The 17109-nt window shown below is 31.4% G+C and carries 18 protein-coding genes; 17 read left to right on the top strand and 1 reads right to left on the bottom strand.

What is annotated here, in order from left to right; translation table 11 throughout:
* The first annotated feature begins 652 nt into the window (after positions 1 to 652).
* The 8 genes from ACM591_RS09915 (at position 653) to ACM591_RS09880 (ending at position 5474) form a co-directional block, all read left to right on the top strand.
* A complete protein-coding gene (locus ACM591_RS09915) occupies positions 653 to 901 on the top strand; it encodes a GlsB/YeaQ/YmgE family stress response membrane protein (protein WP_029379025.1) in 249 nt (82 codons plus the stop codon).
* 518 nt (positions 902 to 1419) lie between these two features.
* Positions 1420 to 3303 (top strand): DUF5776 domain-containing protein, encoded by a 1884-nt coding sequence (locus ACM591_RS09910; protein WP_326026857.1) that lies wholly within the window; start codon positions 1420 to 1422, stop codon positions 3301 to 3303.
* Positions 3304 to 3810: 507 nt separating this feature from the next.
* Positions 3811 to 3945: a beta-class phenol-soluble modulin gene (locus ACM591_RS09905; protein WP_326007595.1), complete on the top strand. Its 135-nt coding sequence runs from the start codon at positions 3811 to 3813 to the stop codon at positions 3943 to 3945.
* 46 nt (positions 3946 to 3991) lie between these two features.
* Positions 3992 to 4126 carry a beta-class phenol-soluble modulin gene (locus tag ACM591_RS09900; RefSeq protein ID WP_037556990.1) on the top strand — a complete coding sequence of 45 codons (135 nt, stop codon included), beginning with the start codon at positions 3992 to 3994 and terminating at the stop codon, positions 4124 to 4126.
* 42 nt (positions 4127 to 4168) lie between these two features.
* Entirely contained in the window at positions 4169 to 4303 is a 135-nt protein-coding gene (locus tag ACM591_RS09895; protein ID WP_037556988.1) for a beta-class phenol-soluble modulin, read from the top strand.
* A 53-nt stretch (positions 4304 to 4356) separates the two neighbouring features.
* On the top strand, positions 4357 to 4491 hold the full coding sequence (locus ACM591_RS09890) for a beta-class phenol-soluble modulin (protein ID WP_037556986.1): 135 nt from the start codon (positions 4357 to 4359) through the stop codon (positions 4489 to 4491).
* 42 nt (positions 4492 to 4533) lie between these two features.
* The gene (locus ACM591_RS09885; RefSeq protein ID WP_037556984.1) at positions 4534 to 4668 is read left to right on the top strand and encodes a beta-class phenol-soluble modulin; all 135 of its coding nucleotides are present in this window, start codon (positions 4534 to 4536) and stop codon (positions 4666 to 4668) included.
* Between the two features lie 119 nt (positions 4669 to 4787).
* Entirely contained in the window at positions 4788 to 5474 is a 687-nt protein-coding gene (locus tag ACM591_RS09880; protein ID WP_029377555.1) for a YjjG family noncanonical pyrimidine nucleotidase, read from the top strand.
* Between the two features lie 131 nt (positions 5475 to 5605).
* Here ACM591_RS09880 and ACM591_RS09875 read toward each other — a convergent pair whose 3' ends face one another.
* Positions 5606 to 6052 (bottom strand): N-acetyltransferase, encoded by a 447-nt coding sequence (locus tag ACM591_RS09875; RefSeq protein WP_029377553.1) that lies wholly within the window; start codon positions 6050 to 6052, stop codon positions 5606 to 5608.
* Positions 6053 to 6324: 272 nt separating this feature from the next.
* Here ACM591_RS09875 and bshC point away from each other — a divergent pair, with 272 nt between their 5' ends.
* The 9 genes from bshC to ftsA all read left to right on the top strand — a co-directional run bounded on the left by bshC (position 6325) and on the right by ftsA (position 17109).
* Positions 6325 to 7938, top strand: a complete 1614-nt coding sequence (gene bshC, locus ACM591_RS09870) for a bacillithiol biosynthesis cysteine-adding enzyme BshC (RefSeq protein ID WP_326007598.1) — start codon at positions 6325 to 6327, stop codon at positions 7936 to 7938.
* A 148-nt stretch (positions 7939 to 8086) separates the two neighbouring features.
* Positions 8087 to 8518 (top strand): division/cell wall cluster transcriptional repressor MraZ, encoded by a 432-nt coding sequence (mraZ, locus tag ACM591_RS09865; RefSeq protein WP_017724208.1) that lies wholly within the window; start codon positions 8087 to 8089, stop codon positions 8516 to 8518.
* A gap of 15 nt (positions 8519 to 8533) precedes the next feature.
* On the top strand, positions 8534 to 9469 hold the full coding sequence (gene rsmH, locus ACM591_RS09860; protein WP_418354374.1) for a 16S rRNA (cytosine(1402)-N(4))-methyltransferase RsmH: 936 nt from the start codon (positions 8534 to 8536) through the stop codon (positions 9467 to 9469).
* A 14-nt stretch (positions 9470 to 9483) separates the two neighbouring features.
* Complete coding sequence (gene ftsL, locus ACM591_RS09855) at positions 9484 to 9876, top strand: cell division protein FtsL (RefSeq protein WP_017724210.1); 393 nt, start codon at positions 9484 to 9486, stop codon at positions 9874 to 9876.
* On the top strand, positions 9857 to 12172 hold the full coding sequence (locus ACM591_RS09850; RefSeq protein WP_037556977.1) for a penicillin-binding protein: 2316 nt from the start codon (positions 9857 to 9859) through the stop codon (positions 12170 to 12172). The genes ftsL and ACM591_RS09850 overlap by 20 nt, the downstream gene beginning before the upstream one ends.
* A gap of 184 nt (positions 12173 to 12356) precedes the next feature.
* Positions 12357 to 13322 carry a phospho-N-acetylmuramoyl-pentapeptide-transferase gene (gene mraY / locus ACM591_RS09845; RefSeq protein WP_029377550.1) on the top strand — a complete coding sequence of 322 codons (966 nt, stop codon included), beginning with the start codon at positions 12357 to 12359 and terminating at the stop codon, positions 13320 to 13322.
* Position 13323: 1 nt separating this feature from the next.
* Positions 13324 to 14673 carry a UDP-N-acetylmuramoyl-L-alanine--D-glutamate ligase gene (gene murD / locus ACM591_RS09840; protein WP_038678324.1) on the top strand — a complete coding sequence of 450 codons (1350 nt, stop codon included), beginning with the start codon at positions 13324 to 13326 and terminating at the stop codon, positions 14671 to 14673.
* 15 nt (positions 14674 to 14688) lie between these two features.
* Entirely contained in the window at positions 14689 to 15576 is an 888-nt protein-coding gene (locus ACM591_RS09835; protein ID WP_058625805.1) for a cell division protein FtsQ/DivIB, read from the top strand.
* 105 nt (positions 15577 to 15681) lie between these two features.
* Entirely contained in the window at positions 15682 to 17109 is a 1428-nt protein-coding gene (ftsA, locus tag ACM591_RS09830) for a cell division protein FtsA (RefSeq protein ID WP_029377547.1), read from the top strand.

Below are 17109 nucleotides of genomic sequence, written 5' to 3'. Positions count from 1 at the left end.
GAAAATATCATGTGAAGAATGCGATTTAAAAATTAAAAGAAAAATTTATAGAGTTTCTATTTGTTTAGTAATAATAGCGATTTTATTTTTGGTTTACTTAATGACTCTATAAGTTAATTATGAATAAATTTTCCATAGTAAAAGTAAAGGCGTTGATTTTGAATAATTTAAATAATGAATTTTCATACCATGTCGTTTAACGTTAATTTCTATTTTAATTCAACGGTTAGTTCTTAAATATAATCATAAAACCCATCTGAATGAATAGGTGGATTTTATTTCGTTATTTTTAATTTGTCATACTAATAATTTAAAGTGTAAAAATACCTTGTCTAAAAGTATAATTAATTGTATGAATTTCTGGAACATTTTTAAATGTAACTTAATTCATGTATTGTTATTTTATTTATTATTAAAGTATCTGCTACAATAGATTCTTAAAATGTTTCGATAAATATTATCAGGGTATTAAAGAATAGCGGGCAATAAAGTTATCTATTTAATTAAGCGAAAGTCATTTTTTTGGTAAATGCTTGAGTGTAAAGTTAATTTAGAGATTTAGTTATTAATGTATTTGTCGTATTTTAAAACTATCAACATAGACGCCTATAAGTTGTCTATTAATTTGTCTAGCAAAAAAAGGAGTGTTTATATGGGATTTATATTAATGATTATTGTAGGTGGCATAATTGGATGGCTTGCTGGTACCATTTTAGGTAAAGACATCCCAGGTGGAATTATTGGAAATATTATTGCGGGATTAATAGGTTCAGCAATAGGTAGTCGTTTACTTGGTACATGGGGACCTGTATTAGGTGGAGTGCCAATCTTACCAGCTTTAATTGGAGCAATTGTTTTAATTTTAATTGTTTCATTAGTAATGAAAGTTATTAGAAAATAAATTATAGTTTATACAAGTAAATTAACATCCTTTAGGGTGTTAATTTACTTTTTTATATTTATTGATCATCTATCTTTTAGCTATATTCTCTCAATTTTGGAGAATTTAAAAAGTGAAATATTAAGTTATTGTAAAAGGTGTTGAACAATTTTATTTTACGTAATAAAATAGCGTTATGAAGTACTCCATTACTTCATTCTTTTTGAGCCACCTTCTCCCTTGGAAGGTGGTTATTTTTATGTGAATTTTTCAAAATGTTTGTTTAAAAATAATTTGAAAAGTGTAAATAGATTTAATAGTAACAACTTCGATCTTAAATTTATATCAAATAGGTTATTTGTGTTGTAAGTGATTAAATTATGTTATCTTATTAGGGCTCTTTATTTAAAAAAATATTTAAGGGTTTGTATAAAACATATCTCCATATTGAATAGTTCAAATACGAAAGAAAGTACACATTTTGAAAATCAATATAAACAGTTTTAATACAAAAAACGAATTAGAAGGAGATTATTGAATTGAAAAAATTACTATCTATCATAGTACCCGTATATAATAAAGCATATTTTTTAGAAACGTGTATAGAATCTATCAATAAACTTAATATCAATAAAGATGTAATAGAAGCGATTTTTGTTGATGATTGTTCAAGTGATAATTCTTTAGAAATTGTTGAGTCATTTGCTACTAAATATGATTTTATAAAGTTAATACAACTAGATGAAAATACAGGTAGTCCGTCTGAGCCGAGAAATGTAGGTATGAAGACCGCTACAGGTGAATATATAACTTTCTTGGATGCTGATGACTGGTTAGATCCGGAAGGTCTTCCTATATTATTAAATCAAGCGAAAGATCATCATTCTGATGTAGCGTTTGGTCAAAGCATTAAACATACAGAAAAAGTTACAAAGAAAATTGGGAGATTTAGTTCTTATAAATATGCTAATCACTTGGTTCCATACGAAATCGAAAAAATATTTAGAGCAGTTGGTCCACCAGGTAAAATAATTAAGCGCGACATTATCATTGATAATGATATTTATTTTAAACATATGAAATATGGCGAAGATAAATTGTTTTTTATAGAAGCAATATCTAAATGTAAAACAGCTTCAATGAATCCTAAAGCAACGTACCATGTGAACCGCTATACTTATAATCAATCGTTAGTTGGCCAAACAGATATAATTAAAAAAACTAAATTAAATTTAACAGTTTTAGATGAAGTTTTGAAACTTGAACTTCCAAATAGCGCAGAATTTCAAGCGATTAGTCGAATCGTGGAAGTTGATTATATGTCTCGACTATTTAAAAACAATCGATTTTTAAAAGCTGAAAATAAATCAGTGTTTTATGAATTGTTTGATGAAATGGTATTAATATTAGAATCATATGGTAAAAATATTGAAGATTACTTATTGGCTGATACATTTAAAAATATCTATCAATTATTGAGGAACAAAGAATATCAAAAACTAATTGAATTTATAACTATGCTGCAACAAGGTGGTAAAGCAAATAAATTTGTTGAAAATAACCGAGTACATTTCTTAATGCCAGAAACTTTAAATGATGTTTTACCAATTAAAGATCCAGTATTTGCTGTATATGAAGGTACACATTTAATCGAAGGCGTTTTAAAAGATGTAATTCGTGTGTATAAAGATGATCAAACAATTATTGATAAAGTAGTGCTGAGTGAAATAAATAATGAAATACATGATGCGACTATCGATTTTGAAATGATTAATAATTATATTTATATCGATACGGAAGATTTGAACCAATGTGATTTCGCATTCAATATATCCTTAATCTATGATGGATATAAATCAATTTATGTGAATATGAATTTACCTAATGCAAGTAGAATGGCAAGTTTAAAAAGACAAAACTTTAAAGCTGAGTTTGTATCGGTAACAAAATCTACAAATAAAGGTAGTTATTTAAATGAATATCTGTCATATAAGCCCAATTCGGTATCGCTTATTAAAAAAGCGAAATTATATGAAGATGTTGAATTTAAACAACTTGCTGAAAAAAGTTTAGAAATTGGAGAATTGGTAGATATTGCGGATGTTGTAAAAACTGCTAAAGGCACGCCGAGGTTTATTACATCTGATGGTTATTACCTAACTACTAATAAAAAGTATGTATACCCTGTTGATAAAGACAAGGAAGATAAGTATATATATAGTAAACCCAATCATGTTACTGTATTGAAGAAATGTAAAGAGTACAAAAATAGAAGTTTTGAGGGCGAACCAGTTAATATTTTAAATGCAGGTGATAATTTAAAAATTGAAAAAATAGTTTTATCGCCTAAAGGTACACCAAGACTCAAAACTAGCCGTGGTACCTTTATTACGGGAAATCTTGGATTTGTAACAGAAACATAAATTTTTCGAAGTTATTTGACCTATAATAATTTATAGAATGTTAAGAATTGAAATTAAGCTATGAAGATATCTGTATAGATGTCTCCATAGCTTTTTTCTGCTACATAGCATAATTATTTCAGGTGTGATATTAAATTTAAATTTAAATTCAAATCATCGCTAAATAACTATTTTTTTGTTTGAAAGATAAAATTCAATATAAATAGTGATTTTTGAATTATCTAATATCATTAATGAATTCAACACGCTATTTTAATTGAATTTTAACATAGTTGTGATTGATTTAATTGTGCGTAATACACTTAGGAATTCGAAACTGTTTCGTGAATTAAATAAATTAACAGATAAAGCAAATTTATAGTTGAGTAAGAAAAAATAGACAATTTAATTACGTATTATCTTATAGTTAATTCAAGGAACGATAGCTAAACAAAATAATTTATTAAAAGCATCGTTTTCAACATAAAAACAGTCATTATAATTAAAATTTAACGAGGAGTGTTTACAATGGAAGGTTTATTCGAAGCAATTAAAAACACAGTTCAAGCTGGTGTCGCAGGAGATGGCGCTAAATTAGGGACAAGCATTGTAATTATCGTGGAAAATGGTGTAGCTTTAGCATCAAAATTATTCGGATTCTAGATTTTAATTTTATATAAATCAATTAACTAATAAAGGAGATATTCAAATGACTAAATTAGCAGAAGCAATTGCAAACACAGTAGAAGCAGCAAAATCAGGTAGTGGTGCAGATTTAGGTTCAAGTATTGTAGATATCGTATCAAGTGGTGCAAGTTTAGTAGGTAAATTATTCGGACTATAAGTCTTTTAAAAATAAAAACACAAATTAAAGGGGTAATTAATTATGGCAGGATTATTCGACGCAATCAAAGAAACAGTACAAGCAGGCATCGCAGGAGATGGCGCTAAATTAGGAACAAGCATCGTAAACATCGTAGAAAATGGTGTAGGATTAGTTTCAAAATTATTCGGATTCTAGATTTTAATTTTATATAAATCAATTAACTAATAATTAACAAAGGAGAAATTTAAATGACTAAATTAGCAGAAGCAATTGCAAATACAGTAGAAGCAGCTAAAGCAGGTAATGGTGCAGATTTAGGTTCAAGTATTGTAGATATCGTATCAAGTGGTGCAAGCTTAGTAGGCAAATTATTCGGACTATAAGTCTTTTAAAAATAAAAACACAAATTAAAGGGGTAATTAATTATGGCAGGATTATTTGACGCAATCAAAGAAACAGTACAAGCAGGCATCGCAGGAGATGGCGCTAAATTAGGAACAAGCATCGTAAGCATCGTAGAAAATGGTGTAGGATTAGTTTCAAAATTATTCGGATTCTAGTTATTCAATATATATATATACAATGGTCAAGGTGATAACCTTGGCCATTTTTTATTGTGTGAAAAATGTGTATAATGAAATGGTTAAAGATTATTAATAATGAATGTAGGAGGATTTAAATGACAATCAAAAGTTTATTGATAGATTTTGATGATACGCTAGTAGATTTTCATGATGCTGAAGCTTATGCATTCGATAAACTGACAAAAAATTATAACTTAAAAACAAATAAAGCAGATTTAGAAGTTTTTATGAAAGTTAACCAAGCACACTGGGATGCATTTCAAAAAAATGAGCTTACTAAAGATGAGGTGTTAAGTAAAAGATTTGAAGCGTACTTTAAATTACACGATTTAGTAATAGATGGTGCAGAAGCAGATTATATATTTAGAGATGAGTTAGCCAATGCGCCTATTAAACATTTTACAAATACTGTTGAAACGCTAAACATATTAAAAGATGATTATGATTTGTATATAGTGACTAATGGTGTTTTAGAAACACAGGAACGTAGAATTGAGAAAACAAATATCGGTCATTGGTTTAAGGGTGTATTTGTATCAGAACAAACAGGTTATCAAAAGCCGATGCCTGAGTTTTTTGATTATGTATTTGATAAAATTGGCGAAGAAAAACGTAAAGAATCAATGATTATTGGTGATTCTGTGACTTCTGATATATTAGGGGGAAAAAATGCTGAAATAGCAACTTGCTGGTTTAACCCTCGAAAAAAGGTGAATGACACAACAATAAGACCTGATTATACAATTACTGCACTAGATGAAATAGTAGTTCATATCCAATAAAAAAGGCGGGACGGAAATCAAAAGTTTAAAAATTGATTTCAAAGACCCGCTTTTATATCATGCTCTATATTTCTAAAAAATATACTAAATTCACAGTCGAAATTAGTGTGAATACTTATTATAAAAGTAATTTATTTATTTGGTGACCATACTAAAACATCATGACCTTCTTTGTTGGCTTCTTCTAAATCGGTGAAGCCATGTTTGATGAAAAATTGTTTTGATTGATTACGTGCAATTACTTTAATTGGTAATCCTTGATCCTTTGCGAAAGCTAATAATGCTTTACCGTAACCTCGATTTTGGAAATCACGTAAAACCTCTAATTTCCACAATACATTATAATCGTCGAAATTAGGGAAATGTTTTTCTTCTACATCACCTTTACGATATAGTGCCATCCTTGCACCTAATCGATCACCGACATAAATGCCATAAAATGGTGAGTCTGAACTTGCATCAATCATCTCACCGCGAAGCTCATCGACTAAATATAAATCTTCATTTCCAAAGTTCCTAAAATCTTCGAATAATTCGTCAGTTCTGTAATTAATATCAAGACGCTTTACGCTACTCATCGCATCTTCCCCCTTTGTATTATTAAGTATTATTATACCTTATTTTATGAGTTTTTTCACAAAAATGACTGCTTGAAACTCTATTTTGTTAATTTATTATCGTTTTTACAACTATGTAAACATAAAAAATTTAAACTATTAAAACATTAATGTTCAAGCTTATTATATAGCCCCGATTTTTGAAAATTTGATATTTGTAAGCCGTATAATTGTCAATATTGGATATAAACTTTATACTGATTAGGAATAGAGTAACATAAGGAGAATTACGCATGGATTGTATGACTACAAAACTCAATGAGAAAGACCAATTTATATCAAAACTTAAAAAAAGTGATTCAACGCTAGGGCAGTTTTATAATTTAGATGCCATGGATGAAAAGAGTTATTATGAACGCTTAACGGCTTCTAATAATGGTAGAGAAGTTGAATTAGCTAATATTATAAAAGAATATATGAGCGATTTATCTTTAACTGAGCAACAAGAAAGTAACATTGCGCTATTAAGAGATGGTGCGAAGGTGATTATTGGAGGACAACAAGCTGGCTTGTTCGGCGGTCCATTATATACTTTCCATAAAATCTTTTCTATTATTACATTAAGTGATAAATTATCGAATGAATATGATAAAAACGTGGTCCCTGTATTTTGGATTGCTGGGGAAGATCATGATTTTGATGAAGTTAATCATACTTATGCCTTTAATACACAAAATGCTAAATTACAAAAAATAAAATATCATACAATGACACCTCCTGAAACGAGTGTTTCTAGGTATTACCCGGATAAAGCACAATTAAAAGAAACTTTAGAACAATTTTTTAAACAAATGACCGAAACGGCTCACTCTAAGCCTTTATTAAAAATGTGTAATGACATTATTGAAGCGTATGATAGCTGGACAGATATGTTTAAAGCATTGTTACATGAAGTGTTCAAGTTTTATGGTTTGTTAATTATAGATGCAAATGATGTTGGCTTAAGAAGTTTGGAACAACCATTTATTAAGCATATTATTGAACATCATAGTGAAGTGGATGAAGCGTTTAGAAATACACAAAAACAAACCATAGCAAGTGGACTAGAACAAATGATTCAAACAGATACTAATGTCCATTTATTCATGCACGATGATGATATGAGACAATTATTAACCTTTAAAGACGACAAATTTTATTTAAATAAATCAAATAAGTATTTTTCAAAAGAAGAACTATTAAAAATAGTAGATTCTGATCCGCATCTCTTTTCGAATAATGTTGTTACGCGACCAGTTATGGAAGAGTGGTTGTTTAATACAGTTGCTTTTGTCGGAGGGCCGAGTGAAATTAAATATTGGACTGAATTAAGCGACGTATTTAAAATATTAGATGTAAAGATGCCGATTGTATTACCACGTTTACGTATTAGCTATTTATATGAAAAAACTGAAAAACTGGTTAAACAATATCAATTGGATAAAAATTTAATTATTGAAAATGGTATTGAAGATGAAAAAGCACAGTTCATACGTGCACAAGCTTCACAAGAATTTATAAATCAAATAGAGCGCTTGAAAGAGCAACAAAATCAGTTATATCAAACATTGCAAGTTGAAGTAGCTGATAACAATGATAATAAACAATTATTAGATAAAAATAATGAAATACACCAGAAGCAATATGATTATTTAATCAACAGATATTTATTAAATATAGAACGAGAAAATGAAATTAGTATTAAACATTTTAAAGAATTAAGTGAAGTGCTCCATCCAATGGGAGGCTTACAAGAAAGAATTTGGAATCCTTTACAAATTATGAATGATTTTGGGATAGATGTGTTCAGTCCCTCCACCTATCCACCACTTTCTTACACTTTTGATCATATTATCATTAAACCTTAGAGCCACAAGGGTTAGCCCGATTCATCAAATTGATGAATCGGGCATTTTTTTATGTAAAACGATAAAATTTGCTGAATATTGTATAATTAGTGGAGGATAGTGGTGAGATGTGGTAAATTATATATATGAGAAGGTGAGGTGATTATAAATGTTCATGGGAGAATACGAACATCAGTTGGATACAAAAGGACGCATGATTGTTCCATCAAAATTTCGTTATGACTTAAATGAGCGTTTTATAATCACCCGAGGCCTTGATAAATGTTTGTTTGGTTATACTTTGGAAGAATGGCAAGTTATTGAAGAGAAAATGAAAACCTTACCAATGACTAAAAAGGATGCACGTAAATTTATGCGTATGTTCTTTTCTGGTGCTGTTGAAGTAGAGCTTGATAAACAAGGGCGTATTAACATTCCACAGAACTTACGCCAATACGCAAACTTAAGTAAGGAATGTACAGTAATAGGTGTCTCAAACAGAATAGAAATTTGGGATAGAGAAACTTGGAACAGCTTCTATGATGAATCTGAAGATAGTTTTGAAGATATTGCTGAAGACTTAATTGACTTTGATTTTTAATATGGAGGCGTTATTTTGTTTCATCATGTCAGCGTAATGCTCAAAGAGACCATTGATTATTTGAATATAAAAGAAGATGGCGTGTATGTCGACTGTACATTAGGTGGAGCAGGTCATGCACTATATTTAATAAATCAACTTGGTGACAAAGGAAGACTGATAGCAATAGATCAAGATACTACGGCTATTGAAAATGCAAAAGAAGTTTTAAAAGATCATTTGCATAAAGTAACCTTTGTCCATAACAACTTTAGAAAATTAACTGAAATTTTAAATGATTTGAATATTGAAAAAGTTGATGGTATTTACTACGACTTAGGTGTATCTAGTCCACAGCTGGATGTTCCTGAGCGCGGGTTTAGTTATCATCACGATGCGAAGTTGGATATGCGTATGGATCAATCCCAAACATTATCAGCGTATGAAGTCGTTAATGATTGGGAGTTTGAAAAATTAGTGAGAATATTTCATCGCTATGGCGAAGAGAAATTTGCTAAACAAATTGCCCGACGCATTGAACAAAATAGGGAACAAAAGCCAATCGAAACGACATTAGAACTTGTTGATGTCATAAAAGAAGGTATACCTGCCAAAGCAAGGCGAAAAGGTGGACATCCAGCAAAAAGAATTTTTCAAGCAATTAGAATAGCGGTAAATGATGAATTATCATCATTTGAAGACTCATTAGAACAAGCGATAGATTTAGTAAAAGTAGATGGTAGAATTTCAGTCATAACTTTCCATTCATTGGAAGATCGTTTATGTAAGCAAATTTTTCAAGAGTACGAAAAGGGACCAGATGTACCAAGGGGATTGCCAGTCATACCTGAAGCATACACACCTAAATTGAAACGCGTTAACCGTAAACCTATTACCGCTACTGATGAAGATTTAGAAAATAATAATAGAGCGCGTAGTGCGAAGTTACGTGTTGCAGAAATACTAAAATAAGGAGTGAATGTTGAGTGGCAGTAGAAAAGATATATCAACCTTATAATGAACCAGAAACACAAATTCCTGAGTCGCAACCGTCGACCCAGCCCAAAACCGTAAAACGCAAAGTTGTAGTTAAACTTACGAAATTTGAGAAAATGTTATACATAGGACTTATAACAGTAATTGCATTGATAAGTATTTATATGCTATCTTTAAAAATGGATGCGTATGATACTCGAGGAAAAATTGCGGATTTAGATACAAAAATCGAAAAACAATCAAGTGAAAATAGCGCAATAGAATCTGAAATTAAAAAGAATTCTTCATATGAACGCATTTACGATAAGGCCAAAAACGAAGGAATGAGCCTTAAGAACGACAATGTAAAGGTAGTGCGTAATAATGGCGAAGCGAAAAATTAGATTAAAAAAACCCAAGTTTCTTATTAAACAAAGTAAAATAGGGGCAGTCCTACTCATTCTTGGATTTGGACTGCTCTTTTTTACGTTGGTTTTAAGATATTCTTATATAATGTTAACTGGACATTCTTCAGGTGAAGATTTAATCATGAAGGCAAATGAGAAGTATTTAGTAAATAGCCAGCAACAACCTGAACGTGGAAAAATCTATGACCGGAACGGAAAGGTTTTGGCAGAAGATGTAGAACGGTATAAACTTGTTGCTATTGTTGATAAAAAAGCGAGTGAAGGTAGCGAGAAGCCTAAACACGTTACAGATAAGAAAGAAACAGCTAAAAAATTAGCAACAGTTATTGATATGTCAGCTAAAGAAATTGAAGACAAACTAGATAATAAAAAAGCGTTCCAAGTTGAATTTGGACAAAAAGGAACTGATTTAACATATCAAGAAAAAGAAAAGATTGAAAAAATGAAGTTACCTGGTGTAACACTTTATCCAGAGACTGAACGTTTTTATCCTAATGGAAACTTTGCATCACATTTAATTGGAATGGCTCAAAAGGATCCAGATAGCGGTGATTTAAAAGGCGCAATGGGCGTTGAGAAAATCTTTGATAGTTACTTATCTGGACAAAAAGGAGCGCTATCTTATATACATGATATTTGGGGCTATATTGCACCTAATACTAAGAAAGAAAAAACACCTCAACGTGGTGATGATGTACATTTAACACTAGACTCTAATATTCAAGTGTTTGTTGAAGAAGCATTAGATGGCATGGTCGAACATTATAAACCGAAAGATTTATTCGCTGTGGTAATGGATGCACATACTGGTGAAATACTGGCATTTAGTCAGCGACCTACTTTTAATCCAGAAACAGGAAAAGACTTTGGTAAGAAATGGGCAAATGATTTATATCAAAACACTTATGAGCCGGGTTCAACCTTTAAGTCTTACGGTTTAGCAGCCGCTATTCAAGAAGGGAAATTTGACCCAGATAAAAAATATACAGCTGAACCTAGAGAAGTTATGGGATCAAAAATTTCTGACTGGAATAAAGTGGGTTGGGGAGAAATTCCAATGTCACTAGGATTCACATATTCATCTAATACGTTAATGATGCATCTACAAGATTTAGTTGGCGCAGATAAAATGAAAGACTGGTATGAGAAATTCGGTTTCGGCCAATCTACAAATGGTATGTTTGATGGTGAAGCTACTGGCGGTATCGCTTGGGATAATGAAGCGCAACAGAAAACTTCTTCATTCGGTCAATCTACCACGGTAACACCAGTGCAAATGCTTAAAGCGCAATCTGCCTTCTTTAACGGTGGTAATATGATTAAGCCTTGGTATGTTGATAACGTAACGAATCCTGTTAGCAAAGATACTTTTTATAAAGGTAAGAAAGAATATGATGGTAAACCTATAACAAAAGATACTGCTAAAAAAGTGCGTACTGAATTAGATAAAGTTGTAAATAGTGAAGATAGCCATGCTAAGAACTATCAAATTGATGGTTATGATGTTGCAGGTAAAACAGGTACAGCACAAGTTGCGGATCCAGATAACGGTGGTTATGTGGAAGGTGAAAATCCATATTTTGTTAGCTTTATAGGTGACGCACCAAAAGATGATCCTGAGGTAATCGTTTATGCTGGTATGAGTTTAGCCCAGAAAAATGATCAAGAAGCTTATGAGATGGGTGTAAGTAAAGCATTTAAACCTATTATGGAAAATACACTGAAATACTTAAATGTTGGAGATAAAAAATCTAAAGACAACTCAGATGTGAAATACAGTGAAGTTCCTGACGTTGAAGGACAAGAAACTCAAAAAGCGCAAGATAAAATAAACGGTAAATCTTTAAAACCAATAGTTATTGGTAATGGAGAAAAAGTTACTAAGCAATCTGTGAGCGCTAATAAAGAAGTATTACCAAACAGTAAAGTATTATTACTGACAGACAGTGATCTTACGATGCCTGATATGACAGGTTGGTCGAAAGAAGAGGTTGTTGCATTTGAGTTACTTACTAAGACGAAAGTAACAACAAAAGGTAGCGGATTTGTATCGAACCAATCAGTAACTAAAGGACAAAAAATAAGCAGCAAAGATAAAATTGAAGTAACGTTATCATCGGAAGATGTTAACGGTCAAACTTCAAAAGTTGAATCTGATTCGAACAAAGACTCAGACGATCAAAAAGAATCTGAAGACAACAAGGATTCAAAAGATAAAGAGGAAAACAAAGACTCAGATGAAAATAAAGATTCAAAAGACAATGAATCATAGCCTGAGCTAAGTTGATTTTTTAAATTTATTATGTAATGAATTTTGAGGTGGAATTTGGAAGTAGACTAATCATTGAACGTTGCAATAAAGTAGCGACATGTTCAATTGATTAGCTACGAACCTCAATACATATGGCAAACCGACAAGCATAACGACTTAATCCAATTAAATAAAGGAGCACAATATGGTTTATTTACTCGCAATTATCGCACTGTTAATCACGTTTATATTAGTTCCAGTGCTAATACCAACGTTGAAACGAATGAAATTTGGACAAAGTATTAGAGAAGAAGGTCCGCAGAGCCACATGAAGAAAACAGGCACACCAACTATGGGTGGATTAACTTTTCTCATTAGTATTATTGTAACTTCAATTTTAGCAATCATTTTCATGGACAATTCTAATCCGATTATCTTGTTGTTATTTGTAACAGTAGGTTTTGGTTTGATCGGATTTATTGATGATTACATTATCGTTGTAAAGAAAAATAATGAAGGTTTAACAAGCAAGCAAAAATTCTTAGCTCAAATAGGTATTGCAGTTATTTTCTTTATTTTAAGCCAAGTATTTAACTTGACTGATTTTTCTACTGGAATTCATTTGCCTTTTACAAATATTGAAGTACCACTTTCAATAGCATATGTAATTTTCATAGTCTTTTGGCAAGTAGGCTTTTCAAATGCAGTCAATCTAACAGATGGTTTAGATGGATTAGCGACAGGATTATCTATTATTGGCTTTGTAATGTATGCAATTATGGCTTACTTCCAAGGTGCAACATCTATCGGATTGTTCTGTGTTATTATGATTTTTGCATTGATTGGTTTCTTACCATTCAATTTAAATCCTGCTAGAGTCTTCATGGGAGACACAGGTAGTTTAGCTTTAGGTGGTATCTTTGCTACTATTTCTATCATGCTTAACCAAGAATTATCACTGATTTTCATTGGTTTCGTATTTGTGGCAGAAACCTTATCAGTTATGATACAGGTAACTTCATTCAAATTGACTGGAAAGCGTATTTTTAAAATGTCACCGTTGCATCATCATTTCGAGTTAATTGGTTGGAATGAGAAGAAAGTAACGACAGTATTCTGGACAGTAGGCTTGATTACAGGACTCATAGGTTTATGGATTGGAGTGAACTAAATTGCTGAAATATACAGAATTGGAAAATAAAAATGTATTAGTTATTGGATTAGCGAAAAGTGGTTATGAAGCTGCCAAATTATTAAAAAAACTTGGTGCAAATGTAATCGTCAACGATGGCAAAGATCTAAGTCAAGATGCACATGCAATAGATTTAGAAAATATGGGAATCACGGTGATTGGTGGAGAACACCCACTCTCCTTGTTAGATAGTAATCCTATTATCTTTAAAAATCCAGGTATTCCTTATAATGTTCCGCTAATAGAAGCAGCAACCGAAAAAGGATTGAAAATATTAACAGAAGTAGAATTAAGTTATTTAATATCAGAAGCACCAATTATCGGTGTAACAGGTACAAATGGTAAAACAACAGTGACTTCATTAATTGGAGATATGTTTCAAAAAAGTAGGGTGACTGGCAAACTATCAGGTAACATTGGCTATGTGGCTTCAAAAGTAGCACAAGAAGTCACAGCTGATGACTACTTGGTTACTGAGTTGTCGTCTTTCCAATTACTTGGGATTGATAAGTATAAACCTCATATCGCTATAATTACGAATATATATTCAGCACATCTTGATTATCATGAATCTCTAGAAAATTATCAAAATGCTAAGAAGAAGATATATATTAATCAAACTGAAAATGATTATTTAATTTGTAATTATCATCAACGTCACTTAATTGAATCTGAGTCATTGAAAGCAAAAACGTATTATTTCTCAACGCATCAAGAAGTAGATGGCATTTATGTTGAGAATGGTTATATCGTGTTTAAAGGATTTAGAATAATCCATATAGATGATCTTGTACTACCTGGTGAACATAATTTGGAAAACATTCTTGTGGCAGTATTAGCTGCATTACTTTCTGGAGTTTCTGTTAAAGCAATAATTGATAGTTTGACATCATTCTCAGGTATTGAACACCGTTTACAATATATTGGAACGAATAAAACAAATAAGTACTACAATGATTCAAAAGCTACAAATACATTAGCTACACAATTTGCATTAAACTCATTTAAACAACCAATCATATGGTTATGTGGTGGGTTAGATCGTGGTAATGACTTTGATGAACTTATTCCACATATGAAAAATGTAAGAGTTATGGTAACTTTCGGTGAGACAAAAGAAAAATTCGTGAAGTTAGGTGAAAGTCAAGGTAAGTACGTTATAACAGCTTCTGATGTGCAAGATGCCGTAGATAAAATACAATCAGTCATAGAACCAAATGACGTAGTATTATTATCGCCAGCATGTGCAAGTTGGGATCAGTACAATACTTTTGAAGAGCGCGGAGATAAATTTATTAAGAGTTTCCAAGCTAATTTACCTTCTTTTTAAAGGATGTGATATTAAATGTCTGACAAAGTTAGTGAGTTTGACTCTGATTACTTAAAAGAGAAACGCGCAAAAAGACGGAAAAGACAAAAGCAAATTCAATATTCAGTATTTGGTGTTTTATTATTTATAATTATTTTAATATTGATTTATATGTTTACACCTTTAAGTAAGATTAGTAGTGTAGAGATTAGTGGGAATAATAATACATCTAAGAATACAATTAACAAAGCTATAAACGTAAAAGACAATTCGAGAATGTACACTTATAGCACTACGAATGCTCAAAACAAACTTGAAGAAAGTACACTTATCGATAGTGCAGAAGTAAAAAAACATTTTCCAAACAAGTTAACTGTGAAAGTATCAGAAAAGCAAATTGTAGCTCTGACTAAAAAGAAAGATAAATATGTACCTGTTTTAGAAGACGGTACAGAGTTAGAAGATTATGATGGTAATGCTACTGATAATGGCCCGATTCTTGAAGGATTTGAAAAAGACAAAAAAGAAAAGGTTATACAAGCGCTTTCTGAAATGCCTGCGAAGGTTAGAGGGATGATAGCAGAAATTAAATTTGACCCTCAAGAAAATGCACAAAATCAAATCAAATTATTCACAACAGATGATATTCAAATTTTAGGTAATTTAAACACAATTAGTAAAAAAATGAAATATTATCCGCAAATGTCACAATCATTAGAACGTGATGAATCCGGAGAGTTAAAAAAAGCAGGGTATATTGATTTATCAGTAGGTGCATCCTTTATTCCATATAATGGTGGTAGCAATACAAAATCTTCAAGTGACCAAAATGTGGATAAGGGTACAACAGAAGAAGATAAGGCTAAAGATGAGCTTCAAAGTGCATTAAATAAGATTAATGAAAAAACGGACAAAAATAATTAAAAAATTTCGACAAATACTTATCTTTATAGTTCACAAGCGTCAAAAGCTATTGTAAACTATTAATAGTGTGAATTTGAATAAGTTATTGTCAGGAGGTGCCTATCTATGGAAGAGCATTATTACGTAAGTATAGATATCGGTTCATCGAGCGTTAAAACGATAGTAGGCGAGAAATTTCACAACGGTATAAATGTGATAGGTACAGGACAGACCTACACAAGTGGGATTAAAAATGGTCTTATTGATGATTTCGATATTGCTAAACAAGCAATTAAAGATACAATCAAGAAAGCCTCTATTGCTTCAGGAGTAGATATTAAGGAAGTATTTTTAAAACTACCTATTATCGGAACAGAAGTATTTGATGAATCCAATGAAATAGAATTTTATGAAGATACAGAATTAGATGGTACACACATTGAAAGTGTACTTGAAAGTATTCGTGATAAAAATGACGTACCAGAAACTGAAATTATTAACGCATTCCCAATTAAATTTATTGTTGATGGCGAGAATGAGGTTTCTGATCCAAAAGAATTGATTGCTAGACATAGCCTGAAAGTTGAAGCTGGTGTTATTGCAATACAAAAATCAATATTAATTAATATGATTAAATGTGTTGAATCATGTGGTGTGGATGTACTTGATGTATATTCAGATGCATATAACTATGGCTCAGTACTTTCAGCTACTGAAAAAGAATTAGGCGCATGTGTAATCGACATTGGTGAAGATATCACGCAACTTGCATTTTACGAGCGTGGTGAACTAGTTGATGCAGACGCATTAGAAATGGCAGGTCGAGATATTACTGAAGATATAGCTACAGGCTTAAACACCTCATATGAGACTGCTGAAAAAATTAAACACCAATATGGACACGCTTTCTTTGAATCTGCTTCTGATCATGATGTGTTTACCGTTGAACAAGTCAATAGTGACGAAGAAGCGGAATTTACTCAAAAAGATTTAGCAGACATTATCGAAGCACGCGTCGAAGATATTTTCTTTAATGTGTTTGAAGTGTTACAAGAATTAGGACTTACAAAAGTAAATGGTGGTTTTGTTATTACAGGTGGTTCTGCAAACTTATTAGGAGTTAAGGAATTGCTTCAAGATATGGTGAGTGAGAAAGTGAGAATTCACACACCATCACAAATGGGAATTAGAAAGCCTGAGTTCTCATCAGCAATTTCAACAATTTCTAGTAGCATTACTTTCGACGAATTACTAGATTATGTTACAATTAGTAATCATGACAGTGAAGAATTCGAGGAAGAAGTCATCGAATCTGATGAAAGAGAACATAGTACAAAATCAAGTGGATTTGATTGGTTTAAGAAAAAATCGAACAAACATGAAGAACCTCAAACGTCATCAACTGAGTCAAGAGAAGCAACTGATACTGTTGAAGCAGAAGAAGAGCCAGAGGTGTACGATAACGAAGTAAACATCGATCATGATGAAGAACGTAAACCTCAAGACAAAGAAGAAGGTAAATTCAAAAAACTTATGAAATCTCTATTCGATTGA

Source organism: Staphylococcus sp. Ze2, assembly GCF_048568365.1.
In the GTDB taxonomy this organism is placed as follows: Bacteria; Bacillota; Bacilli; order Staphylococcales; family Staphylococcaceae; genus Staphylococcus; species Staphylococcus xylosus.
Note: the sequence above shows the minus strand (reverse complement) of the source record. Positions and strands in the feature narration are given on the sequence as shown.

Bases quoted from the DNA above. Each gene is read 5' to 3' on its own strand.
- ACM591_RS09885 (WP_037556984.1), top strand. From the start codon at position 4,534: ATGGCAGGATTATTTGACGCAATCAAAGAAACAGTACAAGCAGGCATC.
- ACM591_RS09875 (WP_029377553.1), bottom strand. From the start codon at position 6,052: ATGAGTAGCGTAAAGCGTCTTGATATTAATTACAGAACTGACGAATTA.
- ACM591_RS09900 (WP_037556990.1), top strand. From the start codon at position 3,992: ATGACTAAATTAGCAGAAGCAATTGCAAACACAGTAGAAGCAGCAAAA.
- ACM591_RS09905 (WP_326007595.1), top strand. From the start codon at position 3,811: ATGGAAGGTTTATTCGAAGCAATTAAAAACACAGTTCAAGCTGGTGTC.
- mraZ (WP_017724208.1), top strand. From the start codon at position 8,087: ATGTTCATGGGAGAATACGAACATCAGTTGGATACAAAAGGACGCATG.
- ACM591_RS09890 (WP_037556986.1), top strand. From the start codon at position 4,357: ATGACTAAATTAGCAGAAGCAATTGCAAATACAGTAGAAGCAGCTAAA.
- ACM591_RS09835 (WP_058625805.1), top strand. From the start codon at position 14,689: ATGTCTGACAAAGTTAGTGAGTTTGACTCTGATTACTTAAAAGAGAAA.
- mraY (WP_029377550.1), top strand. From the start codon at position 12,357: ATGGTTTATTTACTCGCAATTATCGCACTGTTAATCACGTTTATATTA.
- ACM591_RS09915 (WP_029379025.1), top strand. From the start codon at position 653: ATGGGATTTATATTAATGATTATTGTAGGTGGCATAATTGGATGGCTT.
- ACM591_RS09895 (WP_037556988.1), top strand. From the start codon at position 4,169: ATGGCAGGATTATTCGACGCAATCAAAGAAACAGTACAAGCAGGCATC.
- ftsA (WP_029377547.1), top strand. From the start codon at position 15,682: ATGGAAGAGCATTATTACGTAAGTATAGATATCGGTTCATCGAGCGTT.
- bshC (WP_326007598.1), top strand. From the start codon at position 6,325: ATGGATTGTATGACTACAAAACTCAATGAGAAAGACCAATTTATATCA.
- ACM591_RS09880 (WP_029377555.1), top strand. From the start codon at position 4,788: ATGACAATCAAAAGTTTATTGATAGATTTTGATGATACGCTAGTAGAT.
- ACM591_RS09850 (WP_037556977.1), top strand. From the start codon at position 9,857: ATGGCGAAGCGAAAAATTAGATTAAAAAAACCCAAGTTTCTTATTAAA.